Origin of the sequence: Geodermatophilus nigrescens (assembly GCF_900129495.1) — a bacterium.
GTDB classification, from domain to species: Bacteria; Actinomycetota; Actinomycetes; order Mycobacteriales; family Geodermatophilaceae; genus Geodermatophilus; species Geodermatophilus nigrescens.
This window is the reverse complement of the sequence record NZ_FQVX01000005.1, coordinates 120,399-146,532: the sequence shown is the minus strand read 5'-3', so window position 1 is coordinate 146,532 and position 26,134 is coordinate 120,399. Positions and strand designations below refer to the sequence as shown.

Below are 26,134 nucleotides of genomic sequence, written 5' to 3'. Positions count from 1 at the left end.
GCGTGCGCACCGTCCCCGGGGCCACCGACCGGGTGGTCGTCGTCGGCGCCGGCCTCGCGGGCCTGGCCACCGCCCTGCGGCTGCGCGGCGCCGGCCGCGAGGTGACCGTCGTCGAGCGCGGCGACGGCCCGGGCGGCCGCGCCGGCGTGGTGCGGCGCGACGGCTACGTCCTCGACACCGGCCCGTCGGTGTTCACCGCGCCGGAGCTGGTCGCCGACACCCTCGCCGCGGTCGGCGAGAAGCTCGAGGACCGCCTGGAGCTGGTCCCGCTGGAGACCACCTACCGCGCGCAGTTCGCCGACGGCTCGCACCTCGACGTGCACGCCGACGTCGACCGGTTCGCCGCCGAGGTCGAGGCCCTGGCCGGACCGGCCGAGGCCGCCGCCCTGCGCCGCTACCTCGCCGACCTCGCCGAGCTGTACCGGCTGCAGCTGTCCACCTTCATCGACCGCAACCTCGACACCCCGCTGGACCTGCTCGGCCCCGAGCTGTGGGCGCTGGCCCGGCGCGGCGGCTTCGGCCGGCTGTCCAGCCACGTCGCCCGCTTCTTCGACGACGACCGGCTGCGGCGGCTGTTCAGCTTCCAGGCGCTCTACGCCGGCGTGTCGCCGTTCCGTGCGATCGCCGCCTACGCCGTCATCGCCCAGCTCGACATCGGCGCCGGCGTCTGGCACCCGGTCGGCGGGATCGGCGCGGTACCGCGGGCGATGGCCGCCGCCGCGGCCGACGCCGGCGTGGTGTTCCGGTACGGCGCAACCGTCGAGCGGCTCGACCTGCGCGGCCGGCGGGTCACCGGCGTCTGCCTCGAGGGCGGCGAGCGGCTGCCCGCCGACGCCGTCGTCGTCACCACCGACGTCCCGGAGCGGCTGGTGCCCGGCTTCTCCCGCCTGCGGCGGCCCACCTACTCGCCGTCCTGCGTGACCCTGCACCTCGGCGTGCGCAACGAGCTGCCCGGGCAGGCGCACCACACGATCAGCTTCGGCGCGGCCTGGCAGCAGGTGTTCGACGAGCTCACCCGCGACGGGCGGCCGATGAGCGACCCGAGCCTGCTGGTGAGCATGCCCTCGCGCACCGACCGGTCGCTGGCCCCCGACGGCGGGCAGGTGCTGAGCGTGGTGGCGCCCGCGCCGAACCTCGACCCGCGCTCGGGCGGCAACCCGGGCATCGACTGGGACGCCCTCGCCCCCCGCTACCGCGAGGAGGTGCTGGCCACGCTGGAGGCCCGCGGCTGGACCGGGATCACCGACGCGATCGAGGTGGAGCACGTGGACACCCCGCTGACCTGGGCGCGGCAGGGCATGGCGGCGGGGACGCCGTTCGCCCTGGCGCACACCTTCGGCCAGACCGGACCCTTCCGGACGCCGACGCTGCCCCGCCGCGGCCCGGAGAACGTGGTGCTGGCCGGCTCCTCGGTGCAGCCCGGCGTCGGGGTGCCGATGGTCGTCATCTCCGGCCGGCTGGCTGCCGAGCGCATCACCGGGCCGGTCCGATGACGGCGACCGAGCGGCCGCTGACCACGGCCGAGCGGCAGGAGCGCCTCGACGCCGCCTACCGGTACTGCGCGGCGGTCAACGCCGAGCACGGCAAGAGCTACCACCTGGCCACCCGGCTGCTCACCGCCGACCGCCGGCCGGCCGTCCACGCGCTCTACGCCGCCGCGCGCACCGCCGACGACCTCGTCGACCACCCGGGCGCCGACCCCGAGCGCGACCTCGCCGACTGGTCGCGGGCGTTGCTCGACGAGCTCGAGGCCGGCTGGTCCGACGACCCGGTGCGCCTGGCCACGGTGCACACCTACCGGCGGTACCGGATCCCGGTCGAGCACCTCGTCGACTTCCTCGCCGCGATGACCAGCGACCTCACCGTCACCGGCTACGCCGACATCGCCGCGCTCGACCGGTACATGTGGGGCTCGGCATCGGTGATCGGGCTGCAGGTGCTGCCGGTGCTCGGCACCGCGCCCGGCGTCACCCGCGAGGAGGCCGCGCCGCACGCCATCGCGCTCGGCGAGGCGTTCCAGCTGACGAACTTCCTGCGCGACGTGGCCGAGGACGCCGACCGGGGCCGCGTCTACCTGCCGGCCGACGTCATGGCCGCCCACGGCGTGACCCGTGAGCAGCTCGAGGCCAAGCGGTACGACGCCCGCTTCCGCGCGCTGATGCAGGAGATGGTGGAGATCGTCCGCCGCCGCTACGACGACGCCGCCCCCGGGACGCCGATGCTCGCGCCGGAGTCCCGCGACTGCGTGCGGGCGGCGACGGCGCTCTACGGCGGCATCCTCACCGAGATCGAGCGCGCCGACCACCGCGTCCTCGACCGCCGGGTGACGGTGTCCAAGCCGCGCCGGCTCGGCATCTTCGCCCGCCGCCTCGCGAGCGCCCAGGCCGTCCGCCTCCGGTCCCGCACCCGCAGGGCATAGGAAGCGATGCGCACGCGTCAGCTCCTGACACGTGCGCATCGCTTCCTACACCTCGTCAGAACGCGAGGGCCTGCGCCCGCCGCGTCACCTCGGTGTGCCGGTCGCCGCGGAGCGCCGCCACCGGGGTGCCCGGCAGCGACTCGTCCTCGCGGAACAGCCACTCGAACACCTCGGTGTCGGAGAAGCCGCCGTCGCGGAGGACGGTGATCAGCCCCGGCAGGTGGCGCAGCACGGCGCCGTCCTGGAGGAAGTCGGCCGGGATGCGGCTGTTCCCGCTGCCCGGGACGGCCATGAGCTTGCCCTCGCGGACCAGCTGCCGGACCTTGTTCGGCGAGACCCCGAGCGCGGCGGCGACCTCGGCCGGCGTGAGGGTCTGCATCTCGTCGGACTGCACGGTCCGAGCCTAGGACGCCGGTACCGCCGGCCGGGCGGCTGCCAGACTGCTCCCCCGGACGACCACCGAGGACACCTGGGGAGCATGGCGACCGAGTCGGAGGGCCGCGTCCTCCTGCAGGGCACCGGACGGGCGCTGGGCGGCGCCCTGCTGTTCGCGTCCCCGATCTTCATGACGATGGAGGTCTGGCAGCTGGGCCTGGTCGTCCCCCGGTACCGGCTGGCCCTGCTCACGCTGGCGACCGTCGTGCTGGTCCTGCTGCTCACCCGCTTCTTCGGCGCGACGACGGCCCGGGAGGGCTGGCGCGGCATCGTCACCGACGCGGGGATCGCGGTCGTCATGGCGGCCGTCGCGGCGACCCTCGTCCTCACCGCCCTCGCCGTGCTGTCCCCGCTGCCCGAGTGGCGCGACGCGCTCTCGGTGCTGGCGATCGAGCTGCTCCCGGCCGCGGTCGGCGCGTCCTACGCCCGGGGCCAGCTCGGGCGCACCGCGCGCCCGTCGCGGGTCACCGGCTACGCCGACGAGCTGCTGCTCATGGTCGCGGGCGCGGTCGTCTTCTCGGCCAACATCGCGCCCACCGAGGAGGTGGTCCTGCTGGCCGCGCGCACCGGCCCGTGGCACGCGCTGGCCCTGGTCGGGCTGAGCCTCGCCCTCATGCACGGCTTCGTGTACTCGGTGGGCTTCAAGGGGCAGGAGGCGCCCACCGGCGGCGTGCTGCGGACCTTCGTCGTCTTCACCGTCGTCGGGTACGTGCTCACGCTGGCCGTGTCGGCGTACCTGCTCTGGACCTTCGGCCGGCTCGACGGCACGGGCGCGGGCGCGGCCCTCACCCAGTGCGTCGTCCTGGCCCTGCCGGGCAGCCTGGGCCCCGCCGCCGCCCGGCTGGTGCTGTGAGGGGAGACGGACCGGTGGAGGAGACGGACACGGTGGACGACGGACCGGAGCGGGCGTCCGGGCACAGCGCGGCCGACCGGCCGACGCGCGGCGAGTACGCCGTCGGCGCGCTGGGGTTGCTCCTCGTCCTGGCGCTGCTGGCCTTCCTCGGGTACCAGGCGCTCGCGGTCCGGCAGACGGGACCGCGGCTCACCGCCACCGTCACCGGCATCGAGCAGGTGGAGGGCGGGTGGCAGGCCCGTTTCTCGGTGCGTAACAGCGGAGGCGCCGCCGTCGGGCAGGTGGAGGTGACCGGGACGCTGGAGTCGGGCGGGACGAGCGAGGAGGCGACGGCGACCCTGGACTACGTGCCCGCGCAGAGCTCCCGCGAGGGGGCGCTGCTGTTCACCGCCGACCCCCGCTCGGGCCGCCTCGAGGTGCGTCCCGTCGGGTACGCCCTCCCCTGACCTGCGGGATCCGCCGGACCGGCTCCCCGGCTACCATCGGCGGCAGGCCGTGACTGGCGCATCGAGGTGGGACACCACCGGGGAGCGGCCTGCACCTCCCCGCCGGGCGCCTGGGCACCGCTGACGACGACACCCGCCAGGAGCCCCCATGAGCGACGTGACCCCCTCCTTCGACGCCGCCGCCGCGTCCACGGCCTACCGCAGCGCGCTGTCGGTCATCGCCGAGGTCGAGCCGCGCGTGGCCGACGCGATCGGCGCCGAGCTCGCCGACCAGCGCGGCTCGCTCAAGCTCATCGCGAGCGAGAACTACGCCTCCCCCGCCGTGCTGCTGACCATGGGCAACTGGTTCAGCGACAAGTACGCCGAGGGCACCGTCGGGCACCGCTTCTACGCCGGCTGCCAGAACGTCGACACCGTGGAGGCGCTGGCCGCCGAGCACGCCCGCGAGCTGTTCGGTGCCCCGCACGCCTACGTCCAGCCGCACTCCGGCATCGACGCCAACCTCGTCGCCTTCTGGGCCGTGCTCGCCCAGCGCATCGAGTCCCCCGCGCTCGAGCGGGCCGGCGTCCGGCACGTCAACGACCTCACCGACGAGGACTGGGCCACGCTCCGGCACGCCCTCGGCGACCAGCGGATGCTCGGCATGAGCCTCGACGCCGGCGGCCACCTCACCCACGGCTTCCGCCCGAACATCAGCGGCAAGATGTTCGCCCAGTCCTCCTACGGCACCGACCCGGAGACGGGGCTGCTGGACTACGACGCCGTCCGCGCCCGCGCCCGCGAGTTCCGCCCGCTGATCCTGATGGCCGGCTACTCCGCCTACCCGCGCAAGGTCGACTTCGCGAGGATGCGCGAGATCGCCGACGAGGTCGGCGCCACGCTGATCGTCGACATGAGCCACTTCGCCGGCCTGGTCGCCGGGAAGGTGTTCACCGGCGACTTCGACCCGGTGCCCCACGCGCACGTCGTCACCAGCACCAGCCACAAGTCGCTGCGCGGCCCGCGCGGCGGGTTCGTGCTCGCCCAGCCCGAGTACGCCGACGCCGTCGACCGCGGCTGCCCGATGGTGCTCGGCGGGCCGCTGCCGCACGTCATGGCCGCCAAGGCCGTCGCGTTCGCCGAGGCGCGCCGCCCGCAGTTCGCCACCTACGCGCAGACCGTCGTCGACAACGCCGTCGCCCTCGCGGAGGGCCTGTCCCGCCGCGGCGCGACGCTCGTCACCGGCGGCACCGAGAACCACATCGTGCTGCTCGACGTCTCCGGCTTCGGCCTGACCGGCCGCCAGGCGGAGTCCGCGCTGCTCGACGCCGGCATCGTCACCAACCGCAACTCCGTGCCGGCCGACCCGAACGGCGCCTGGTACACCTCCGGCGTCCGGCTGGGCACCCCGGCGCTGACCACCCGCGGGTTCGGCGCCGCCGAGTTCGACCGCACCGCCGAACTCATCGTCGACGTGCTCCGCAACACGACGCCGACCACCACGCGGGACGGGTCGCCGTCCAAGGCGAAGTACGCCGTCGACGGCGGCCTGGCCGACAAGACCCGCGCCGCGGCCGCCGAGCTCGTCGCCGCCCACCCGCTCTACCCCGGCCTGGAGCTGTAGCCGGTCCGGCGCACCCTCCCGTGACCGGTGTGACGGGAGGGTGCGCCGGTCCGCCGCCTGCGCGTGTGTCCGCCGTTCCCGCGCCGGGCGCTCCTAGACTCGACGCGTGGACACCGCCGTGACCGACCCCGTGGTCGGCCTCGTCCTCGAGGGGCGCTACCGCCTCGAGGAGCGGGTGGCGCGCGGCGGCATGTCCACGGTCTACGCCGCCACCGACCTGCGGCTGCACCGCACGGTCGCGGTCAAGGTGATGGCCGAGCACCTCGCCCACGACGCGACGTTCGTCGACCGGTTCATCCGCGAGGCGCGGGCGGCGGCGATGCTCAGCCACCCGAACGTCGTCGGCGTCAGCGACCAGGGCAGCGACCAGGGCCTGGTGTTCCTGGTCATGGAGCTCGTCCGCGGCCGCACGCTGCGCGACCTGCTGCAGGCCCGCGGCCGGCTCACCGTCGGCGAGGCGTTCGCCGTCCTCGAGCCGGTGCTCGCCGGCCTCACCGCCGCGCACCGCGCCGGGATCGTGCACCGCGACGTCAAGCCGGAGAACGTGCTGATCGGCCTCGACGGCACGGTCAAGGTCGCCGACTTCGGGCTGGCCCGCGCGCTCACCGGCACCGGGCAGACCAGCCACACCGGCGGTGTGCTGATCGGCACCGTCGCCTACCTCTCCCCCGAGCAGCTCGAGCGCGGCCGCGCCGACGCCCGCAGCGACGTGTACGCCGCCGGCCTCGTGCTGTTCGAGATGCTCACCGGCCACCCGCCCTACGGCGGCGACACCCCGCTCGCGGTGGCCTACCAGCACGTCCACCACGACGTGCCCGAGCCCTCCTCCGAGGTGCCCGGCGTCCCGTGGCAGGTCGACGAGCTGGTCAAGCGCACCACCCGCCGCGACCCGGCCGTCCGGCCGCTGGACGCGGGCGCGTTCCTCGCCGACCTCGAGGACGTGCGCACCGACCTGGGCCTGGCCCGCGTGCCGGTGCCCACCGGGCGCAGCTCGGCCGGCCCCGGCACCATCCGCCCGACCAACCGGCCCTCGCGCCGGCACCCGTCCGAGCCCGGCCGCGACGGCCGGGAGCCCGGACGCGACTCGGAGCCCGGCACCGAGGTGCTCGGCGCCGGACGCTCCTCGCGCGGCGGCCGCACCTCGATGCTGCCGGGCATGGGCGCGGGCCCCACCACCGACGTCGGCGGCCGCCGCCCGGCCCCCGCGACCCGGCCGGGGCTCTCGCCGCACGTGCGCAAGCGGCGGATGCGCCTCGCCGTCGCCGTCGTGCTGCTGCTGGCCGTCACTATCGGCGCCGTCGGCTGGTGGATGGGCTCGGGGCGCTGGACGCAGGTGCCGACCGTCGTCGGCAGCGACCGCGCGGCCGCCGTCGACCTGCTGCAGGGCGCGGACCTCGACCCGGTGTTCGCCGAGGACGAGTTCAGCGAGACCGTGCCCGAGGGCGTGGTCATCTCCGCCGACCCCGAGGGCGGCGAGGCGATCCGCAACAGCGACGTCGAGCTGGTCGTGTCCAAGGGCCCGGAGCGCTTCGTGGTGCCCACCGACCTCGTCGGGGTGCCGATCGAGACGGTGCGCGACCAGCTGGGCGAGACGCCGATCGCCCTCACCGAGCAGCCGGACTACAGCGACGACGTCCCGGCCGGCTCGGTCACCCGCTTCGAGCCCGAGGCCGGCACGCAGCTCACCCGCAACCAGCCGGTCACCGTCTTCGTCAGCCAGGGCCGGGCGCCGGTCGACGTCCCCAACGTCATCGGGCAGAGCGCCGACGCCGCCCAGGAGAACCTCGAGTCGCTCGGCTTCACCGTCACGCGCACCGAGGGCCGCAGCGCCGACGTCTCCACCGGCGCTGTCATGGCCGTCGACCCGGGCCCGGGCACCGAGGCGCCCTACGGCAGCACGATCACGATCCAGGTGTCGCTGGGCGTGCCGCAGGTGACCGTCCCCGACGTCGGCGGGGAGCGCGCCGCCGACGCCGTCGCCGCCCTGGAGGCCGCGGGCCTGCGGGTGACGACGTCGACGTTCATCACCGGCGACCGCGTCTACCGGCAGAGCCCCGCCCCGGGCACCGTCGTCGACCAGGGCAGCGAGGTCAGCCTGCTGCTCAGCTTCGGGTGACCCCGCCCCCGATCGGGGCGCACATCCAGGTCGCCGGCGGTCTGGCCACCGGAGGACTGCGCTACACCGACGACGTCGGCGCCCGGGCCGTGCAGGTGTTCGTGGGCAACCCGCGCGGCTGGAAGCGCAGCGCCGGCGACCCCGCGCAGGACGCCGCCTTCGTCGAGGGCCTCGCCGAGCGCGGCATCCCGTCGTTCGTGCACACGCCGTTCCTGGTCAACGTCGGCTCCCCCACCGCGGCCACCGTCGACCGCTCCGTCGAGACCATCGCCGCCGACCTCGCCCGCGGCGTGCAGCTCGGCGTCCGCGGCGTCGTGGTGCACGCGGGCTCCGCCGTCGACCAGGACCGCTACGAGGCCGCGCTGCGCCAGCTGCGCGAGCGGCTGCTGCCGGTGCTCGACGCGCTGCCCGACGACGGCCCGCGGCTGCTGGTCGAGCCCACGGCCGGCGGTGGGCGCTCGCTCGCGGCCACCGTCGAGGACCTCGGCCCCTACCTCGCGGCGCTCGACATGCACCCGAAGGTCGGCGTCTGCCTGGACACCTGCCACGCGTGGGCGGCCGGGCACGACCTGGCCACCCCGGGCGGGGCGACGGCGACGCTCGATGCGCTGGAGGCCGCCGTCGGCCCGGGCCGGCTCGGGCTGGTGCACGCCAACGACTCCCTCGACGAGCGCGGCTCGAAGCGCGACCGGCACACCACGATCGGGGAGGGCTCGATCGGCGCCGCGGCCTTCGGCGAGCTGCTGGCCCACCCGTCGATGGCCGGCGTCCCGGTGGTGGTGGAGACGCCGAGCGCCGACCGCGGCCACGCCCGCGACATCGCCCTGCTCTGCGCCCTCCGCGACGGCCGCCCGCTGGAGACCTCCGCCGCCTGAGCGCCGCGCCGGGCCCCGTGCGCCTCCCGTCGTCGACGACCGATCGGGCAGGGCGAGGAGTCCGCCCCCGGCTGCCGGGCGGGGCTAGGCTCCCGCGCGTCCGGCAGGACTCCACTCGCGCGAGGGGGAGCCACCATGGCGCTCTACCTGTCGAGGTTCAGCTACACGCCGGAGACCTGGGCGCGGCTGGCCGGGAACCCCGAGGACCGGAGGACGGCGGCCGGGGCCTACATCGAGTCGGTCGGCGGCTCGCTGCACGGCTTCTGGTACGCGTTCGGGACGCACGACGGCTACACGCTCTGGGAGGCGCCCGACCACGTGTCGATGGCCACCGTCGCGATCGCCCTCAGCAGCGGCGGGGCGATCCGGTCGCTCGAGACGACGGTCCTGCTGACCGTCGAGGAGACCCTCGACGCGCTGCGGCGGGTCGGTCAGGTGCAGTACCGCCCGCCCGGCTCGTAGGCCCCGGCCCGACCGGGCGTCAGCGGTCGAGGAGGGCGGCGAGCACGTCGCCGGCGCGCTCGACCGCGGCCCGGTCGACGTCGAGGTGCGTGACCAGCCGGACGCGGCGCGGGCTCACCTGCGACACCAGCACGCCCTGCGCCTTGGCCGCCTCGGCCACCACGGGCGCGGGGACGTCGTCGACGACGACCATGTTCGTCTCCACCGTCGCCGGGTCGACGCCCAGGCGCTTGGCCAGCAGCCGCGCGTGCTCGTGGTCCTCGGCGAGCCGGGCGAGGTGGTGGTCCAGCGCGTACGACCCGGCCGCGGCGAGCACCCCGGCCTGCCGCATGCCGCCGCCGAGGCGCTTGCGCCACAGCCGGCCGACGGCGATCCGCTCGGCGGAGGCCACGAGCACCGACCCGACCGGCGCGCCCAGCCCCTTGGACAGGCAGACCGACGCGGTGTCGGCGAGCCGGCCGTAGGTGGCGAGGTCGACGCCGGCGGCAATGGAGGCGTTCCAGATCCGGGCGCCGTCGAGGTGCACGGCGACGCCGGCGCCGCGGGACCAGTCCCACAGCCGCTGCAGCTCGGCCAGCGGCTGCACCCGCCCGCCGCCGCGGTTGTGCGTGTTCTCCACGGCGACGGCGGCGGTGGCGGTCAGGTGCCAGTCGCCGCGCGGGCGCACCTGGTCGACCAGCGCGTCCGCGTCGAGCAGCCCACCGGCGGAGACGACCGTGCGGGTGGAGATGCCGAACACCGCGGCCGCGGCACCCATCTCGTAGGTGACCACGTGCGCGTCGGCGTCGCAGAGCACCTCCTGGCCGGGCTCGCAGACCAGCCGCATGCCGATCTGGTTGCCCATCGTCCCGGAGGGCACGAAGAGCGCGGCCTCGTGGCCGAACAGGTCCGCGACCCGCTCCTCCAGCGCCCGGATGGCCGGGTCCTCGCCGTAGACGTCGTCGCCCACCTCGGCCTCGGCCATCGCCCGGCGCATCGCCGGGGTGGGCCGGGTGACGGTGTCGGAGCGGAGGTCGATCAGCTCAGCCACGGCCTCAGCCACGCAGCATCTCCGCCACGAGGAAGGCCAGCTCCAGGGACTGCCCGGTGTTCAGCCGCGGGTCGCAGGCCGTCTCGTACCGGCTGTTGAGGTCCTCGTCGCTGATCTCCATGGCGCCGCCGAGGCACTCGGTGACGTCCTCGCCGGTGAGCTCGACGTGGATGCCGCCGGGCCAGGTGCCCAGCGCCCGGTGCACGTCGAAGAAACCGAGCACCTCGTCGACGACCCGGTCGAAGTGCCGGGTCTTGTAGCCGGTCGAGGACTCGTGGGTGTTGCCGTGCATCGGGTCGCACTGCCACACGACCTGGTGGCCGCTGGCGGTGACCTTCTCCACGATCGCCGGGAGGACGTCGCGGATCTTCCCGTTGCCCATCCGGCTGATCAGCGTGAGCCGGCCGGGGACGCCGTCGGGGTCGAGCCGCTCGACGAGCTCGGTGGCCTGCTCCGGGGTCGTCGTCGGGCCGATCTTGACGCCGATCGGGTTGGCGATCCGTGACATGAACTCCACGTGCGCGCCGTCGAGCTGGCGGGTGCGCTCGCCGATCCACACGAAGTGCGCCGACGCCGCGAACGGCCGGCCCTCGTGGTGCCGCAGCAGCGCGGCCTCGTAGTCGAGCACCAGCGCCTCGTGGCTGCTGTAGAGCTCCACGCCGCGCAGCGCGGTGTCGTCGACGCCGCAGGCCTTCATGAACGCCAGCGCCCGGTCGATCTCCCGGGCGATGACCTCGTAGCGGACGCCGGCCGGCGAGCTCGCGACGAAGTCCTTGTTCCAGTCGTGCACGGCGTGCAGGTCGGCCAGGCCGCCCCGGGCGTAGGCGCGGATCATGTTCATCGCCGCGGCGGAGTTGGCGTAGGCGCGCACCAGCCGGTTCGGGTCGTGCACCCGCTTCTCGGCTACCGGCTCCAGCGAGTTGATCATGTCCCCGCGGTAGGACGGCAGGCCGAGGGCGTCGAGCTCGGAGGAGCGCGGCTTGGCGTACTGGCCGGCCACGCGCCCCACCTTCACCACCGGCACGCTCGCGCCGTAGGTGAGGACGACGGCCATCTGCAGCAGCGTGCGCGTGGTGCTCTGCAGGTGCGCGTCGGTGTTGAGGTCGAAGGTCTCCGCGCAGTCCCCGCCCTGCAGCAGGAAGGCGCGGCCCTGCGCCACCTCGGCCAGGCGGCCGCGCAGCTCGTCGACCTCGCTGGGCGCCACGATCGGCGGCACGGTCGACAGCGTCGTCAGGACGGAGTCCAGGGCCGCGCGGTCGGGCCAGGTCGGCTGCTGGGCGGCGGGCAGCTCCCGCCACCGGTCGGCGGCGGGCGCGGACTGCGGCAGGTTCACGCCTGCGAGGGTACGGCGGTCCCGCAGGTCAGCCGAAGAACACCTCCACCTCGGCGTAGCGCTCCAGCGGCACGAGCTTGAGCCGCGCGGTGGCCTCGGCGATCGGCACCGGCACGACGTCGGTGCCGCGCAGCGCCACCATCACCCCGGACAGGCCGGCGGCGAGCGCGTCGACGGCGGCCAGCCCGAACCGGGTGGCGAGCACCCGGTCGAACGCCGACGGGGTGCCGCCGCGCTGCACGTGCCCGAGCACCACCGCCCGCGACTCCCGGCCGGTGCGCTCCTCCAGGACGGCGGCCAGCGCGGCGCCGATGCCGCCGAGGCGCACGTGGCCGAAGGCGTCGGTCTGCCCGGTGGCGGTGACCAGGGCGCCGTCGGCCGGCCGCGCGCCCTCCGAGACGACGACGATCGGTGAGAAGCCGGAGTCGAAGCGGTGCAGGCAGTGCGCCACCACCGCGTCGACGTCGAAGGGCCGCTCCGGAACGAGCACCACGGTGGCACCCCCGGCCATCCCCGCGTGCAGCGCGATCCAGCCGGCGTGCCGGCCCATCACCTCGACGACGAGCGTGCGGTGGTGGCTGTCGCCGGTGGTGTGCAGCCGGTCGATGGCCTCCATCGCCACCCCGACGGCGGTGTCGAAGCCGAACGTGTAGTCGGTGCCGTCGAGGTCGTTGTCGATCGTCTTGGGCACGCCGACCACCCGCACGCCCTCGGCGGCCAGCTTCGCCGCCACCCCGAGGGTGTCCTCCCCGCCCACCGGCACCAGCGCGTCGACGCGGTGCCGCTCCAGCGTGGCGAGCACCCGCGCCGGCCCGTCGGGCGAGCCGTAGGGGTTGGTGCGCGAGGTGCCGAGCACGGTGCCCCCGCGCGGCAGCAGCCCCCGGACGGCGGCCAGGTCGAGCGGCACGGCGTCGTCGTCCAGCAGGCCGCGCCAGCCGTCGCGGAAGCCGACCACCTCGTCGCCGGCCGCCGTCGCCTTCCGGACGACGGCGCGGATGACCGCGTTGAGGCCGGGGCAGTCGCCGCCGCCGGTCAGGATGCCGATGCGCATGCGTGCTCCCGGGGACGAACCGCAGGTCCGGGCGTGATCCTGCCGCAGATCGGGCCCGCCGAGGAGGGGGCGGACCGGGCAGGATCCGGCGCGTGGACCCCGCCGCGCTGCTCGCCCAGATGCCCTTCGCCGTCACCGCCGGGGTGGAGCTCCACTCTGCCTCCCCCGCCGAGGTCACCGGCCGGCTGCCGTGGGCGCCGGAGCGCTGCACCGCCGGCGGGGTGCTGCACGGCGGCGCGCTCATGACGCTGGCCGACACCGTCGGCGCCGTCTGCGCCTTCCTCAACCTGCCGCCGGGGGCGACGACCTCGACGCTCGCCTCGGCCACCTCGCTCCTGCGCGCCGTCCGGGGCGGCGCCGCGCACGCCACCGCCCGCCCGCTGCACGTCGGCCGCTCGACGATCGTCGTCCTCACCGAGGTGACCGACGACGACGGCCGGCCGGTCGCCTCGGTCACCCAGACCCAGGCGGTCCTCGGTCCCGCCTGACCCCCGTCGATCACACCGGGGGGTCACACCGCCGTCGCGACTCGTCCCACCCGTCCCACCGGTCCCGCGGCCGCCCGTTCCGGTACAGGTCCGGCCGTGAGGTGCCGACGCTGCCGCGCGACGCCGGGTGCACCCGCCCGGGTCGGGAGGGGGACGAGATGCGCGTGCCGGGGATCGGCCAGTGGGGCATCAGGACGAAGGTGGTCGCGCTCGCGGTCGTGAGCGTGGCCGTCACCGGCGGCGCCATGGCGGGGGTGAGCGCCTGGCAGAGCGCGCGCTTCGCCGACACGACCCACGACTCGGTCACCGAGCTGGTCGACGACAGCGTCGCCCGGACCGCGGCCGGCGTGCACGACGTCGTCGCCACCCAGGGCCAGTCGACCGCCGCGGTGGTCGACAGCCAGCTCGCCGTCGCCCTCGACGTGCTCGCCCGCTCCGGCGGCCTGACCGTGGGCGGCCCCGGCGGACCCGTGCGCTGGGAGGCCAAGAACCAGCTCTCCGGCGAGGTCACCCCGATGGACCTGCCTCGGGTGACCGTCGGCGGCGCGTGGCTCGGCCAGAACGCCGACCCCGCCGTGCCCACCGCCGTCGTCGACCAGATCAAGGCGCTGGTCGGCGGCACCGCCACGGTCTTCCAGCGGACGCCGTCGGGCGACATGCTGCGCGTGGCGACCAACGTCGTCTCGGCGACCGGCACCCGCGCGATCGGCACCTACATCCCGGCCACCAACCCCGACGGCGCACCGAACCCGGTCGTCTCCGCGGTCACCGCCGGGCAGACCTACCGGGGCAACGCGTTCGTCGTCGACTCCTGGTACGTCTCGGCCTACACGCCGCTGCTCGACCGGGCCGGCCAGCTCGTCGGCATGCTCTACGTGGGCGAGAAGCAGCAGTCGATCCCGGCGCTGCGCGAGAGCCTCGAGGCCACCGGCGTCGGCGAGAACGGGCACGTCGAGGTCTGGGGCGGCACCGGCGACCGGGCGGGCACCGTGCTGGTCAGCCCCGGCGGCGAGCGCGACGGCGAGCAGCTCATCGACGCCACCGACGCCGACGGCCGCCCGTGGGTGCGCGAGATCGTCGACGCCGCCGTGGCGCTGGAGGACGGCGCGCAGGCGACCGTGGCCTTCACCGACCCCGAGGCCGGCCCGAGCACCGCCACCGTCACCTACTACGCGCCGTGGGACTGGGTGCTGGTCACGATCGCCCGCGACGCCGACTTCACCGGCCCGGTCGACCGGCTCGACGACGGCCGCAGCGCGATGGTCACCGCCCTGGTGCTGGCCGCCGTCCTCGTCGCCCTGCTCGGCGGGGTCGTGGCCTGGCAGCTCGGCCGCCGGCTCACCGCGCCGCTGGAGCAGCTGCGCGCCCGGATGGCCGAGATCGCCGACGGCGAGGGCGACCTGACCCAGCGCATGCCGGTCAGCGGCGACGACGAGGTCGGCCAGCTGTCCGCGGCGTTCAACCGCTTCGTCGAGAAGGTCGCCGGCACCATCCGCGACATCGGCGGGTGCGCCCGCCAGGTGGCCGCGTCGGCCTCCGGGGTCGCCTCCGTGGCCGACGGGCTGGCCGGCCGGGCCGCGCGCAGCCGCGACCAGGCGCAGGCGGCGCAGACCGCGGCCAGCGACATCAGCGCCGGGGTGTCGGCGGCGGCCGCGGGCGCGGAGGAGATGGGGCTGTCGATCTCCGACATCGCCCGCAGCGCCGGCGAGGCCGCCGAGGTGGGCCGGCAGGCCGCCGAGCTGGCCCGCCAGACCGAGGGCGCCATCGCCGCGCTCGGCACCAGCTCGGCCGAGATCGGCGAGGTCGTGCGGGTCATCGCCGCCGTCGCCGAGCAGACCAACCTGCTCGCGCTCAACGCGACCATCGAGGCCGCGCGCGCCGGCGAGGCCGGCAAGGGCTTCGCCGTGGTGGCCAACGAGGTCAAGGAGCTCGCCCAGGAGGCGGCCCGCGCCAGCGACGACATCGCCCGCCGGGTGGAGGCCATCCAGGCCGACACCGGCACCGCGGTCGGCTCGATCACCCGCATCGCCGAGGTCGTGCACGCCATGAACGACCACCAGCTCACCATCGCCAGCGCGGTGGAGGAGCAGTCGGCGACCACCCGCGAGCTGACCCGCAGCGTCGCCGCGGCGGCCGACGGCGCGGGCTCGGTGTCCTCGACCCTCACCGTGGTGAGCACCGACGCCCGCGACAGCGCGGTCGACGTCGACCGGGCGCACGCCGCGGCGGTCGAGCTCGACGGCCTGTCGCAGGAGCTCACCCGCCTGCTCGCCGTCTTCACCGTCTGACCGCGCGCCTCCCGCGGAGGCGTCCCGATCGAGGCCGTCCGGGCCGACCGCTCAGCGGGCCCGGGCGGCCTCGATCGCGTTCCAGCGGGCGAGGTTGTAGCGGGCGTCGACGAGCGCGTCGTGCGTGCCGGCCGGCTTCGGCGGGAGCGCGGGCTGCCCGGCGTCGTCCCAGCGCTGCCGCAGCTCGCGGGTGAACCGCGGGACCGCGCGCGGCAGCGCCGTCATCGGGCCCCACAGCTGGGCCAGCGCGACGTGGTCGTAGGCGGCGAACCAGGCCCACAGCTCCACCTCCTCCCCCGGTCCGGTGAGGAAGGCGAGCAGGTCGTCGCGGATGCGCCGGCGGTCGCGCCAGGCGCGGTCCGACGGAGGCGGCAGCTGGTCGAGCACGTTGCGGCGCACCCACGGGATGGCGCGGCGCTCGTCGAACTCGGTGCTCACCGCGTAGAACTCGCGCCCGGTCTCGTCGACGACGCCGATGGAGACGAGGTCGATCGTCGTCCCGTCCTCGATGAACTCGGTGTCGTAGAAGTACCGCCGCACGGCACTCACCGTAGGTCCGGCCGTCTCAGGCCGCGGTGACGGGCGCGGCCTCGGCCGTGCCCGTCTCCGCCCGGGCCCGGGCCGCCCGCCGCCGGTCGAGCCACCACATCACCGGTCCCGCCGTCACACCGTGCAGCACCACCGAGCCCCCGACCACGAGGACCGTGACCGACCACAGCTGCTCCCCGCCGGGGATCTCGGCCTCCGACAGGCCGTAGGCCAGGTAGTAGAGCGAGCCGATCCCGCGGACGCCGAAGAAGGCGATGACCGCGCGCTCGCCACGGCCGGTCCGCCCGCCGGCCAGCCCGAGCCACCCCGCCAGGGGGCGGACGACGAGCAGGACGGCGGCGGCGAGGACGACCTCGGCCCAGCCGACCCCGGCGAGGACGCCGCGCGCCAGGGCGCCGCCGACGAGCACCAGGAGGACCACCGTGAGGAAGCGCTCGAGCTGCTCGACGTGCGCGTGCAGCACCTGGTGCCGTCCGTGGGCCCGCTCGGCCGCGCGGATGGTGCAGGCGCACACGAAGACCGCCACGAACCCGTAGCCCTCGGCGAGCTCGGCGAGGCCGTAGGTCAGCAGGATCGCGGTGAGGACCACGAAGCCCTCCGCACGCTCGGCCACGCCGGTCCGCTCCGCGGTGCGCGAGAAGAACAGGACGCGCATCAGCCAGCCGCACGCCGCACCGACGGCCAGCCCCGCGGCGAGGCGCCACACGACGTCGACCGCCACCCACTCCAGCAGCCATCCCCCGGGTGCGGCCCCGGCCGCGGCGATCGCGATGGCGGCGTAGGTGAAGGGGAAGGCCAGCCCGTCGTTGAGGCCGGCCTCGGAGGTCAGCGCGAAGCGCGCCTCGTCCTCGCTGTCGCAGTCCTCCGTCGGCTCCCCCACCTGCACCTCCGTGGCGAGGACGGGGTCCGTGGGGGCGAGCGCGGCGGCGAGGAGGACGGCGGCCGCCGCGCCCAGCCCGAGCAGCCAGCCGCCGAGCAGGGCGATGGCGACGACGGTCAACGGCATCGTCAGCGCCAGCAGCCGCCAGGTGGTCCCCCAGCGCCGCCAGCCGACCGGCCGGTCGAGCGCCAGCCCGGCCCCGAGCAGCGAGACGATGACGACCAACTCGGTGAGGTGGACGGTCACCGTCTCGTGCTGCACCGGGTCCGGCGTCGGCAGCTCCTCGACGAGCGCGAAGGCCAGCGCCCCGAGGGCCACGAAGACGATGGGCAGCGAGAGCGGCCGGCGGTCGAGCAGGCGGGGCAGCAGCGCCGCCAGGAGGGCGGCGACCCCGGCGGCCGCGTAGGCCAGGCCCGTGGGCTCCAGGCTCACCGCCGTCCACCACGGGGTCGGCGGGGCATCGAGGAGGTGCCTCGGCACGACAGGACTCGGGACACCGCCACATCCTGCGTGGACCGGACGTGTACCGCCCGGCGGGGCGCGACCGGTCCACCCCCGTCCCTCCTCAGCGGGCCCGGCGCCCGCCCAGGGAGGACCGGCCGAACTCCCGGCCCCGCAGTGCCGCGATGTCGCGCTCGAGCTGCGGCACGCGGGCGGCCGACAGCCTCAGCACGAACTTCTCCGCCACGGCACCGGTGACCGCCTGGCGCAGCGCCGAGACGACGCCGACCGACCGCGGCACGAACACCCGCCGCCCGCGGGTCTCCAGGTTCTCCACCAGCGCCTCGGCGCAGTCCTCCACCGAGGTGTAGGCGCCCAGCGGCCCCGGCAGCGACCGCCGCGCCTCGGCGAAGGTGGGCAGCGCCTCCTCGGTGTCGCGCACCATGTCGGTGTCGATCCACGTCGGGTGGGCGCTGGCCACGGTCACGCCGCGGTGCGCCACCTCCAGCCGCAGCGCGTCACCGAAGCGCTCCAGGCCCGCCTTGGCCGCGCAGTAGGCGCTCATCCCCGGCAGCACGGTGAACGCCGCCGCCGAGCTCACCAGCAGCACGTGCCCGCGCCGCTCCGCGATGGCCGGCAGCGCGGCGTGCGCGGTGAGCATGGCTCCGGTCAGGTCCACCTCGATCGTGCGCGACAGCGCGTGCGCGGAGCCGGTCATCACCGTGGTCAGCGGCGCGATGCCGGCGTTGGCGACGACGACGTCGAGGCCGCCGAACGTGTCCACGGTCCGCGCGACGGCGGTGCGCAGCGCCTCGGCGTCGGTGACGTCGCACTCCACCCACAGGTGCTCGGGACCGAGCTCGGCGGCCACCTGCGCGAGCAGCTCGGGCTCCAGGCCGGCCAGCGCCACGCGGGCGCCGCGGCGCGCGGCCCGCCGGGCCAGCTCCGCGCCGATCCCCCGGGCCGCGCCGGTGACCAGCACGACCTTCCCGGTGAGCGGGGTGCGGCTCCTGCGGGACCACGGCGCCATGGCGACTCCCTCGGTCGGCGCGCTCCTCGTTGAGCACTGCTCAAGAGCCGTTGTAGCGTGCTGACCGTTGCTCAGCAAGCCGGTCGACCGAAGGAGCTCCCTGGTGACGAGCACGCTGGACAGGCCCGCCCCGGGCGCGGAGCGCACCCGCGAGGTGGGCGTCGCGATCATCGGGTCGGGCTTCGCCGGCCTCGGGATGGCCATCGCCCTCCGGCGGCGCGGCGAGACCGACCTCGTGCTGCTCGAGCGGGCGCACGACGTCGGCGGCACGTGGCGCGACAACGCCTACCCGGGGGCCGCCTGCGACGTGCAGTCCAACCTGTACTCCTTCTCCTTCGCGCCCAACCCCGACTGGCCGCGCTCCTACTCCGAGCAGCCGGAGATCCAGGCCTACCTGCAGGCCACCGCCGACCGCTTCGACGTCCGCCGGCACTGCGTGTTCGGCGCCGAGGTCACCGCCGCCCGCTGGGACGACGCCGCGCGGCGCTGGGAGATCGAGACGACGGCCGGCCGGTTCCGGGCCCGGGTGCTCGTCTCGGCCGCCGGCGCGCTGGCCGACCCGGTGTACCCCGACATCCCGGGGCTCGCGTCCTTCGCGGGCACCGTCATGCACTCCGCGCGCTGGGACGAGGGCCACGACCTCACCGGCGAGCGCGTCGCCGTCGTCGGCACCGGCGCCTCGGCCGTCCAGATCGTCCCGGCGATCCAGCCGCGGGCGGGCAGCCTCGCCGTCTACCAGCGGACGCCGCCGTGGATCGTCCCGCGCACCGACCACCCGGTGTCCCCGCGGGTGCAGCGGCTCTACCGCTGGGTGCCCGGCCTGCAGCGGCTGGTGCGCGCGGTCCTCTACCTCGTGCGCGAGTTCCTCGTCGTCGGCCTGGCGAAGGACCGCCGGTTCCTGCGGCCCGTGGGCCGGGTGGCGCGGGCCCACCTGCAGCGGCAGGTGCGCGACCCGCGGCTGCGGCGGGCGCTGACGCCGGACTACACGATCGGCTGCAAGCGCATCCTGATCAGCAACGACTACTACCCGGCGGTCTCGGCACCGGGCGTCGAGCTGGTCACCGCGGGCATCGCCGAGGTGCGCCCGCACTCGGTGGTGACCGTCGACGGCGTCGAGCGCCCCACCGACACGATCGTGCTGGCCACCGGGTTCGCCGTCACCGACCTGCCGATCGCGCGGCGGATCACCGGCCGCGACGGCCGCACCCTCGCCGACGTGTGGTCCGAGGGCATGGCCACCAACCGCGGCAGCACCGTGGCCGGCTTCCCCAACCTGTTCCTGCTGGTCGGGCCGAACGTCGGCGTCGGCCACACGTCGATGGTCTACATGATCGAGTCGCAGGTGGCCTACGTCGACGACGCGCTGCGGACCATGGCCGCCGAGGGCCTGGCGGTCCTGGAGACCACGCCGGAGGCGCAGGAGGCCTACCGCGAGCTCGTCGCCCGCCGCTCCCGCGGCACGGTGTGGCTCGCCGGCGGCTGCGCCAGCTGGTACCTCGACCGGCACGGCCACAACACCACGCTCTGGCCGGACTTCACCTTCCGGTTCCGCAGGCTGACCCGGCGGCTGGACCGGGAGAACTACGTCGGCACCCCGGAGGCCGCCGCGTGAGCACGCCCCCGCCCCTCCGCCTGCGCCGTACGGCCGCCGTCGCCACCGACGACGGCGCCCTGCTGCACGCCACCGTCGACGGCCGCGACGACGCCCCCGTCACCCTCGTCCTCGCGCACGGCTGGACCCTGTCGCAGGCCGCCTGGGACGACGTCGCCGCGCTGCTGGGCGGCCAGGTCGCCGACGGCCGGCTGCGGCTGGTGCGCTACGACCAGCGCGGCCACGGCCGCTCGAGCTGGGGCACCGCGGACGTCTCCATCGACCGGCTCGGCGCCGACCTCGCCACCGTCCTCGCCGCGCTCGCCCCCACCGGCCCGGTCGTGCTCGGCGGCCACTCGATGGGCGGCATGACGATCATGTGCCTGGCCGCCGCCCGTCCCGGGCTCTTCGGCGACCGCGTCCGCGGCGTCGCGCTCGTCTCGACGTCGGCCGGCGACCTGCAGCCCGCCCCGCGCACCCGCGCCGAGCGGGTCCGGCAGCGGCTCACCCCCGGCGCGCTGACGCTGGCACTGGCCGGCGCGCGCGTGGTCGAGCGGCTGCGCCGCCTCGTGCCGCCGGAGCACCCCCGGCACCGGGCGGTCGTGCGCGACCTGCTCTACGGCGCCGACGCGACCGACGCGATGGTGCGGGCGGGCGCCGAGATCATGCACGCGACCACGGTGCGGGCGTTCACGGCGTTCCTGCCGGCGCTGGGCGACCACGACGTGCGCACCGAGCTCGCCGCCCTCACCCGGGTGCCGGTGGAGGTGCTCGTCGGCGACGGCGACAGGCTGACCCCGGTGCGGCACAGCCGGCAGCTGGCGCAGGCGCTGCCCGACGCCCGGCTGCAGGTGGTGCCGCGCACCGGCCACATGCTCCCCGACGAGCGGCCCTCCCTGGTCGCCGCGTCGATCGCCCGGCTGCTGACCGAGGCCGCGGCCGCCCGGGCCGCCGCCTGAGCCGGCCGGCCGTGACCGCTCCTGCCCCTCCCCCGCGCTCCCGCCGGTCGGCCGCCGACCGGCGGGAACAGCTGGTCGGCATCGGCCTGCAGCTGCTGCCCACCACGCCGGTGCAGGAGCTGACCATCGACGAGGTGGCCCGGCGGGCAGGCATCAGCCGCAGCCTGCTGTTCCACTACTTCCCGTCGAAGCGGGACTACTACCGGGCGGTGACCCGGGCGGCGGCCGACCTGCTGCGCACCCACCTCACCCCGCCGGACGGCGTCCCCGCGGCGGACCGTCCCGCGTGGATGCTCGACCGCTACGTCGGCTGGGTGGAGACCTACCGCGAGACCCACCTGGCGTTCGTCCGCGGCGCGGCCGGTGGCGACCCGTGGGTGGCCGAGGTCTACGAGGAGACCCGCGAGGCGCTGGTCGACCTGGGCATGGGAGCGCTCGGCATCGGCGCGCCCGGCGGCCTCGAGGACCCGCTGCGTCGGCAGTTGGTGCGCTCCTGGTTCGCCTTCACCGAGGACCTGGTGCACCAGTGGGTGCGCGAGCCCGCGACCAGCCGCGAGGACCTGCTCGCGCTGCTCACCGACGTCCTGGGCCGGCTGCTGGACCGCTAGCCGGCGAGGGTGTCGGGCGCGCGGTCGCCGGCCTCGCCGGCCGGGGGCGGCAGCACGCCGGGCCGCCCGCCGGCGGCCTGCGCCTTCTTCACCGAGGCGCCGTAGACGTCGACGTACTCCTGGCCCGACAGCGTCATGACCTCGTACATGATCTCGTCGGTGATCGACCGCTCGACGAACCGGTCACCGGCCAGGCCCTCGTAGCGGGAGAAGTCCAGGGGCTCGCCGAAGCGCACGCAGACCCGCGGCAGCCGCGACCCGAACGGCATCCGCCGCGGCGTGTAGGTCATGGCCACGGGGACGACGGGGGCGCCGGTCTCCAGCGTCATGCGGGCGACGCCGGTCTTGCCGCGGTAGAGCCGGCCGTCGGGCGAGCGGGTGCCCTCCGGGTAGATGCCGAGCAGCCTGCCCTGCTCGAGGATGCCGATGCCGGTGCGGATCGCGCCCTCGGCCGCGGTGGCGCTCGACCGGTCGATCGGCACCTGGCCCGCGCCGGAGAAGAACGCCCGCTGCAGGCGGCCCTTCACGCCGCGGCCGGTGAAGTACTCGGCCTTGGCCAGGAAGGTGACCCGCCGCCGCAGCGACAGCGGCATGAAGATCCAGTCGGCGGCCGACAGGTGGTTGCTCGCGAGGATCGCCGCGCCGTCGGCGGGGACGTGCTCCCGACCCTCGGCCCGCGGCCGGAAGACCAGCCTCACGGCGGGGCCGATCGCGACGAACTTGAGGAACCAGTAGAACAACACGCCTCCCTGTGGAACTGCCAGACTAGGGAGCCGGGCGTCCCGGCGACAATCGACCCCCCGGTCGCGCGCGTCCGCACCGGCCCGACCGCCGTCCGCCGAGGAGGACCCCGTGGCTGCAGCGCCGTCCCCGGTTCCCGCGCAGGGGTCGCCGTCGTGACGACCCCGCGACGCGGCCGCGGCCGCCGGGACAACGGCCTCGACGCGCCCCTGTGGGCCCCGCTGCGCGACGTCGACCCGCGGGTCGGCGAGCACCTCCTCGACGTGCTGCGCGAGGCCGGGATCGCGGCCTACCTCGAGCCGGCCGCCGACGTCGGCCCCTACACCCGCACCGTGTTCCTCCCGAGCCCGCCGGCCGACCGGCTCTTCGTCGACCGGGCGCGGCTGCGCGAGGGCCGCTCGCTGGTCGACCGGCACGCCGACGACCACGTCCCGGCCGCGGGCCCCGCCGCCGAGCGCCGCTCCACCCGCCCCGACCTCGACGAGGACGCCGAGTGGCGGCGCATCGTGGCCGCCTACGAGGCCGAGCACGGGCGCACCGTCGTCGAGGAGTCGCGGCCCGCCCCGGCGCCGGCCCCCGCCCCGGCCGAGGACACGACGCGGCACACCGTCCGGGACGCCGCCGGGGACGCCGACGACGACGCGGACGAGGAGCACTACGAGCCGCCGCCGGCCCCGCCGGTGCCCGTGCCCTCCCCGTCGACGCTCTACGCCGTGCTGCTGGCCGCGGCCGGCGTCGTGCTGGTCGGCGCCCCGCGGGTGCTGGGCCTGACCACCGACACCGGCCTGGTGCTCGGGGTCGCGGCGCTGGTCGGCAGCGCCGGGCTGTTCCTGTCCCGGATGCGGGAGCGCTCCACCGACGACGGCGACGACGGCGCCGTCGTCTGACGGGTCAGCCGCCGGTCTCCTGCGCGCAGACGGTGGCCCGCGCGAGGTCGGCGGCACCCACCAGGCCGGCCTGCGCGCCCAGCGTGGCGGCGACCACCTCCGGCCCGGGCCGGAACCCGCGTCCGGGCAGCACCCGGTCCAGCCGCTCGCGGGCCGGCCGCAGCACCATCTCGCCGAGCACGCTGACCCCGCCGCCGATGACGACGACGTCGGGGTCGAGCACCGCGGTGAGGTCGGCGATGCCCTGGCCGAGCCACTCGCCGACGTCGGTGACCAGCGCCAGCGCCACCGGGTCGCCGTCGGCCGCGGCGCGCGCGACGTCCTCGCCGGTGAGCCGGGTGGGGTCGCCGTCGACGCGGTCGAGCAGCCGGGCGGCCGCCGCCGGTGAGCGGGTGGCGACCTCGCGGGCGGTGGTGGCCAACGCGCTCCCGCTGGCGTACTGCTCCCAGCATCCGCGGTTGCCGCACGGGCACAGCCGGCCGTCGGGCACCACGCGCATGTGGCCCCACTCCCCCGCGACGCCGTGCGCGCCGCGCTGCAGCCGGCCGCCGGCGACGATCCCGCCGCCGATGCCGGTGCCGAGGGTGACGCACAGCGCGAGGTCGGCGCCCCGGGCGGCGCCGAAGCGGTACTCGGCCCAGGCGGCGGCGTCGGCGTCGTTGCCCACCCACAGCGGCCGCCGCAGCCGGGCGGCCAGGTCGCGGCGCAGCGAGCTGTGCCGCCAGGCGAGGTGCGGGCTGAACAGCACGACGTCGCCGGTGCGGTCGAACCACCCGGCCGCGCCGACGCCGACCGCGGCGAGCTCTCCCCCGTGCGCGGCGGCGAGCTCCTCGACCACCGCGGCGATCGCCGTCTCGGTCTCACCCACCGTCGCGGTGGGCGTGGACCGGCGGGCGGTGGCCAGGACCGTGCCGTCGGGGGCGACGACGCCGCCGGCGACCTTGGTGCCGCCGACGTCGACGCCCAGCGCCGGCAGCGCGGCCGCGTCCACTAGGCGATCTCGATGTGCTGCACCGGCGGTGCCGGCGGGGGTGGTGCGGACGCGGGCTGCTCGGGCTGCTCCGGCGCGGTCCGCCGCTCCTCCTCGGCCGCGGCGGCCGCGGCGGCCATGGCGCGCAGGGCGGTCGCGGCGCTGGTGAGCGCGTCGGCCAGCGCCTCGCTCACCTCCGGGCGGCGCACGACGGCGGCGACCTGGCACACCGGGCACCAGCGGCAGTCCCCGCCGGGCACGTGCCCGTCCCCGTCCGGCCGGCCCTGGAGGCCCGGCCCCTGGAGACCCCGTCCCTGGAGACCCAGCCCCTGGAGGTCGAGTCCCTGCAGGCCCAGGCCCGCGACCAGCCGGCGGGCCTGCTCGACCCAGTCGGTCGCCTCGCTCACCGCGTTCCCCCCTCGTCCCGGCCCGGCTCCGGTTGCTGGGCGGCCAGCAGGTCGGCCGGCCACTGCTGCGGGTCCGCCGCGAACCCGACCTCCAGCCGCGCGCGGGCGGTGCCGGCGTCGGCCAGGCTGCCCGAGGTGACCACGCACCGCCGCAGCAGCGCGTCCAGCCGCAGCGACCGGCGGGTGCCCGCGGCGGTGAGCACGAGGTCGTCCTCCCAGCGGGTCAGGCCGACGTCGCCCCGCTCGGCGAAGGGCAGCGGCAGCACCAGCCGCCAGCCGCCGTCGACCCGCTCGGGCGCCGGCGCCGGCGCCGGCTCCCCGGCGGGCCCGGGCAGGTCGGGCAGCAGCGCGGCCAGCGCGGCGGCGCCCCGCGGCGCGGCCGCGGACTCCGGCACCTGCACGACCTCCGCCACCTCGGCCAGCGCGGCCAGCGACTCCTCCTGCTCGGCGCGGCGCGCGGCCCACCAGCCGCCGGCGGCCGCGTCGGGCAGCACGCGGGCGAGCACCCCGGCCGCGGCCTGGCCGTGCACGGCCAGCGCCGTGGTGGCGCGGCGCAGGGCGGCGGCCGCGCCGGGCCGCGGCACGGCGACCAGCCGGACGGCGGTGGCCGAGGGGTCGGCGAGGGCCTGGGCGCCCAGCCAGGACTCCAGCTCCGGGACGGCGGCGAGCGCGACGTCGACCGCGCCGCGGCGGACCGTGCCCGCGCGGACGGCGGCGGTGCGGACCGCCCCCAGCATCCGCAGCCGCGTGGGCAGCGCCTGCTCCAGCCACCAGCGCAGCGCCCCGGGCAGCGCGACGAGCCCGGCCGCCGTCTCCAGCGGGCCGGCGTCGAGGACGACCAGGTCAGCGTCGCCGGCGCGCGCGAGCGCGGCCAGCAGCGCCACCTCCCGCGCCCCGGGCAGCGGGACCACCGACGTTGCGGGCGGCAGCGTCAGGTCGGGGACGGCGGCCGACAGCTCGGCGCCCCACCGCTCCCACAGCCGCTCGAGCCCGGCGCCCGGATCGGCGCGGACGACCTCGGCGCCCGCGTCCGCGACGCCGGCCGGCGGCTCCTGCGCGGTCACGAGCGCCACCCGGCGCCCGCCGCCCGCGGCGCGGACCGCGGCGGCCGCCGCGACGGTGGTCGTGCCGGCCCCGCCGGGGCCGGAGAACAGCAGGGTGCGCACGGGCGGCTCAGCCCTCGACGCGCTTCTTGAGCTCCTTGAGCGCGGTGTCGAGGATGACCTTCTCGGCGCGGCGCTTGAGCATCCCGATCATCGGCACCGCCATGTCGACGGTGAGCCGGTAGGTGACCTCGGTGCCGCCGCCGGTCTCGCGGAGCGTGTAGGAGCCGTCCTGCCGCTTCATGAGCTTGCTCTGCACGAGGGTCCAGGAGACCTGCCGGTCGCCGTCCCAGGTGTAGTCGAGGACGTACTCGTCGGTGAGGACGGTGGCGTCGATGACGAAGCGCACCCGGCGGGCGCGGCCGTCGGGCCCCGTCTCCTGCACCTCCACGGTGCGGGCCGCCTTCACCCACTGCGGATAGGCCGGGAAGTCGGCGATCACCGCCATCACGTCGGCCGCCGGGGCGGCGACGACGATCGACTGGGTCGACTGCTCGGCCATGGCCTGAGGCTAGCCGCTCCGCTCCCGCCCGCGGGCCGGGCCGCCCGGCTGCGGCTACTCACCGGTA

Annotated in this window: 26 protein-coding genes and 1 riboswitch; of the genes, 14 read left to right on the top strand and 12 right to left on the bottom strand. The window is 76.3% G+C overall.

Annotated elements, in window-relative coordinates; all coding sequences use genetic code 11:
* Positions 1 to 2: 2 nt before the first annotated feature.
* Both crtI and BUE37_RS20975 read left to right on the top strand, forming a co-directional pair.
* The gene (gene crtI, locus BUE37_RS20980) at positions 3 to 1,493 is read left to right on the top strand and encodes a phytoene desaturase family protein (protein ID WP_073422386.1); all 1,491 of its coding nucleotides are present in this window, start codon (positions 3 to 5) and stop codon (positions 1,491 to 1,493) included.
* On the top strand, positions 1,490 to 2,419 hold the full coding sequence (locus BUE37_RS20975; RefSeq protein WP_073422385.1) for a phytoene/squalene synthase family protein: 930 nt from the start codon (positions 1,490 to 1,492) through the stop codon (positions 2,417 to 2,419). The genes crtI and BUE37_RS20975 overlap by 4 nt, the downstream gene beginning before the upstream one ends.
* Positions 2,420 to 2,474: 55 nt before the next feature.
* Here BUE37_RS20975 and BUE37_RS20970 read toward each other — a convergent pair whose 3' ends face one another.
* The gene (locus tag BUE37_RS20970; protein WP_245794824.1) at positions 2,475 to 2,813 is read right to left on the bottom strand and encodes an Rv2175c family DNA-binding protein; all 339 of its coding nucleotides are present in this window, start codon (positions 2,811 to 2,813) and stop codon (positions 2,475 to 2,477) included.
* 84 nt (positions 2,814 to 2,897) lie between these two features.
* Between BUE37_RS20970 and BUE37_RS20965 the strand changes: the two genes are divergently transcribed.
* The 6 genes from BUE37_RS20965 (at position 2,898) to BUE37_RS20940 (ending at position 9,209) form a co-directional block, all read left to right on the top strand.
* Positions 2,898 to 3,707 (top strand): TIGR02587 family membrane protein, encoded by an 810-nt coding sequence (locus BUE37_RS20965; RefSeq protein ID WP_073422384.1) that lies wholly within the window; start codon positions 2,898 to 2,900, stop codon positions 3,705 to 3,707.
* Between the two features lie 32 nt (positions 3,708 to 3,739).
* Positions 3,740 to 4,153 carry a hypothetical protein gene (locus BUE37_RS20960; protein ID WP_139253088.1) on the top strand — a complete coding sequence of 138 codons (414 nt, stop codon included), beginning with the start codon at positions 3,740 to 3,742 and terminating at the stop codon, positions 4,151 to 4,153.
* A 39-nt stretch (positions 4,154 to 4,192) separates the two neighbouring features.
* A riboswitch (ZMP/ZTP riboswitch) is annotated at positions 4,193 to 4,276 on the top strand.
* A gap of 25 nt (positions 4,277 to 4,301) precedes the next feature.
* Positions 4,302 to 5,756, top strand: a complete 1,455-nt coding sequence (locus tag BUE37_RS20955; protein WP_175562951.1) for a glycine hydroxymethyltransferase — start codon at positions 4,302 to 4,304, stop codon at positions 5,754 to 5,756.
* 106 nt (positions 5,757 to 5,862) lie between these two features.
* Positions 5,863 to 7,872 carry a Stk1 family PASTA domain-containing Ser/Thr kinase gene (gene pknB, locus BUE37_RS20950; protein WP_073422382.1) on the top strand — a complete coding sequence of 670 codons (2,010 nt, stop codon included), beginning with the start codon at positions 5,863 to 5,865 and terminating at the stop codon, positions 7,870 to 7,872.
* Complete coding sequence (locus tag BUE37_RS20945; RefSeq protein WP_073422381.1) at positions 7,869 to 8,747, top strand: deoxyribonuclease IV; 879 nt, start codon at positions 7,869 to 7,871, stop codon at positions 8,745 to 8,747. Before pknB ends, BUE37_RS20945 begins: the two co-directional genes overlap by 4 nt.
* Positions 8,748 to 8,882: 135 nt before the next feature.
* On the top strand, positions 8,883 to 9,209 hold the full coding sequence (locus BUE37_RS20940; protein WP_073422380.1) for a GYD domain-containing protein: 327 nt from the start codon (positions 8,883 to 8,885) through the stop codon (positions 9,207 to 9,209).
* A 19-nt stretch (positions 9,210 to 9,228) separates the two neighbouring features.
* On the opposite strand, the gene BUE37_RS20935 is transcribed toward BUE37_RS20940, so the two are convergent.
* The 3 genes from BUE37_RS20935 to BUE37_RS20925 are packed head-to-tail and all read right to left on the bottom strand — an operon-like array spanning position 9,229 to position 12,623.
* Positions 9,229 to 10,251: a threonine aldolase family protein gene (locus tag BUE37_RS20935; RefSeq protein ID WP_245794823.1), complete on the bottom strand. Its 1,023-nt coding sequence runs from the start codon at positions 10,249 to 10,251 to the stop codon at positions 9,229 to 9,231.
* A complete protein-coding gene (locus BUE37_RS20930) occupies positions 10,244 to 11,572 on the bottom strand; it encodes a class II 3-deoxy-7-phosphoheptulonate synthase (protein ID WP_139253087.1) in 1,329 nt (442 codons plus the stop codon). Before BUE37_RS20930 ends, BUE37_RS20935 begins: the two co-directional genes overlap by 8 nt.
* A 28-nt stretch (positions 11,573 to 11,600) precedes the next feature.
* Entirely contained in the window at positions 11,601 to 12,623 is a 1,023-nt protein-coding gene (locus tag BUE37_RS20925; protein WP_073422378.1) for an ATP-dependent 6-phosphofructokinase, read from the bottom strand.
* Between the two features lie 92 nt (positions 12,624 to 12,715).
* Between BUE37_RS20925 and BUE37_RS20920 the strand changes: the two genes are divergently transcribed.
* Together BUE37_RS20920 and BUE37_RS20915 are read left to right on the top strand one after the other, a co-directional pair.
* Positions 12,716 to 13,111 (top strand): PaaI family thioesterase, encoded by a 396-nt coding sequence (locus BUE37_RS20920; RefSeq protein WP_073422377.1) that lies wholly within the window; start codon positions 12,716 to 12,718, stop codon positions 13,109 to 13,111.
* Positions 13,112 to 13,269: 158 nt separating this feature from the next.
* Positions 13,270 to 15,399 carry a methyl-accepting chemotaxis protein gene (locus tag BUE37_RS20915; RefSeq protein ID WP_073422475.1) on the top strand — a complete coding sequence of 710 codons (2,130 nt, stop codon included), beginning with the start codon at positions 13,270 to 13,272 and terminating at the stop codon, positions 15,397 to 15,399.
* A 51-nt stretch (positions 15,400 to 15,450) separates the two neighbouring features.
* Here the strand turns inward: BUE37_RS20915 and BUE37_RS20910 are convergent, their stop codons facing one another.
* From BUE37_RS20910 to BUE37_RS20900, 3 genes are all read right to left on the bottom strand, one after another.
* Entirely contained in the window at positions 15,451 to 15,939 is a 489-nt protein-coding gene (locus BUE37_RS20910; RefSeq protein ID WP_073422376.1) for a polyadenylate-specific 3'-exoribonuclease AS, read from the bottom strand.
* Between the two features lie 25 nt (positions 15,940 to 15,964).
* Positions 15,965 to 17,260, bottom strand: coding sequence for a cation:proton antiporter domain-containing protein (locus tag BUE37_RS20905; RefSeq protein ID WP_217651342.1), 1,296 nt, complete (start codon positions 17,258 to 17,260; stop codon positions 15,965 to 15,967).
* Between the two features lie 133 nt (positions 17,261 to 17,393).
* Entirely contained in the window at positions 17,394 to 18,299 is a 906-nt protein-coding gene (locus BUE37_RS20900) for a short-chain dehydrogenase/reductase (protein ID WP_073422375.1), read from the bottom strand.
* A gap of 103 nt (positions 18,300 to 18,402) precedes the next feature.
* Here BUE37_RS20900 and BUE37_RS20895 point away from each other — a divergent pair, with 103 nt between their 5' ends.
* Genes BUE37_RS20895 through BUE37_RS24070 form a run of 3 tightly spaced genes read left to right on the top strand, consistent with a single transcriptional unit; the run spans position 18,403 to position 21,457 of the window.
* Positions 18,403 to 19,911: a flavin-containing monooxygenase gene (locus BUE37_RS20895; RefSeq protein ID WP_073422374.1), complete on the top strand. Its 1,509-nt coding sequence runs from the start codon at positions 18,403 to 18,405 to the stop codon at positions 19,909 to 19,911.
* Positions 19,908 to 20,849, top strand: a complete 942-nt coding sequence (locus tag BUE37_RS20890) for an alpha/beta fold hydrolase (protein WP_139253086.1) — start codon at positions 19,908 to 19,910, stop codon at positions 20,847 to 20,849. Before BUE37_RS20895 ends, BUE37_RS20890 begins: the two co-directional genes overlap by 4 nt.
* Before the next feature lie 11 nt (positions 20,850 to 20,860).
* Positions 20,861 to 21,457, top strand: a complete 597-nt coding sequence (locus BUE37_RS24070) for a TetR/AcrR family transcriptional regulator (protein ID WP_073422373.1) — start codon at positions 20,861 to 20,863, stop codon at positions 21,455 to 21,457.
* Here BUE37_RS24070 and BUE37_RS20880 read toward each other — a convergent pair.
* Entirely contained in the window at positions 21,454 to 22,200 is a 747-nt protein-coding gene (locus BUE37_RS20880) for a lysophospholipid acyltransferase family protein (protein ID WP_245794822.1), read from the bottom strand. The two genes, BUE37_RS24070 and BUE37_RS20880, sit on opposite strands and share 4 nt — an antisense overlap.
* A 153-nt stretch (positions 22,201 to 22,353) precedes the next feature.
* On the opposite strand from BUE37_RS20880, the gene BUE37_RS20875 reads away from it, so the two are divergent.
* On the top strand, positions 22,354 to 23,085 hold the full coding sequence (locus BUE37_RS20875; protein ID WP_073422371.1) for a hypothetical protein: 732 nt from the start codon (positions 22,354 to 22,356) through the stop codon (positions 23,083 to 23,085).
* Positions 23,086 to 23,089: 4 nt separating this feature from the next.
* Here the strand turns inward: BUE37_RS20875 and BUE37_RS20870 are convergent, their stop codons facing one another.
* From BUE37_RS20870 to BUE37_RS20855, 4 genes are read right to left on the bottom strand one after another with little or no spacing between them, the layout of a single operon-like run.
* Entirely contained in the window at positions 23,090 to 24,076 is a 987-nt protein-coding gene (locus BUE37_RS20870; RefSeq protein WP_073422370.1) for an ROK family glucokinase, read from the bottom strand.
* Positions 24,076 to 24,462, bottom strand: a complete 387-nt coding sequence (locus tag BUE37_RS20865) for a hypothetical protein (RefSeq protein ID WP_073422369.1) — start codon at positions 24,460 to 24,462, stop codon at positions 24,076 to 24,078. The genes BUE37_RS20870 and BUE37_RS20865 overlap by 1 nt, the downstream gene beginning before the upstream one ends.
* The gene (locus BUE37_RS20860) at positions 24,459 to 25,628 is read right to left on the bottom strand and encodes an ArsA family ATPase (protein ID WP_073422368.1); all 1,170 of its coding nucleotides are present in this window, start codon (positions 25,626 to 25,628) and stop codon (positions 24,459 to 24,461) included. The genes BUE37_RS20865 and BUE37_RS20860 overlap by 4 nt, the downstream gene beginning before the upstream one ends.
* A gap of 7 nt (positions 25,629 to 25,635) precedes the next feature.
* A complete protein-coding gene (locus BUE37_RS20855; protein WP_073422367.1) occupies positions 25,636 to 26,067 on the bottom strand; it encodes an SRPBCC family protein in 432 nt (143 codons plus the stop codon).
* Positions 26,068 to 26,134 lie beyond the last annotated feature (67 nt).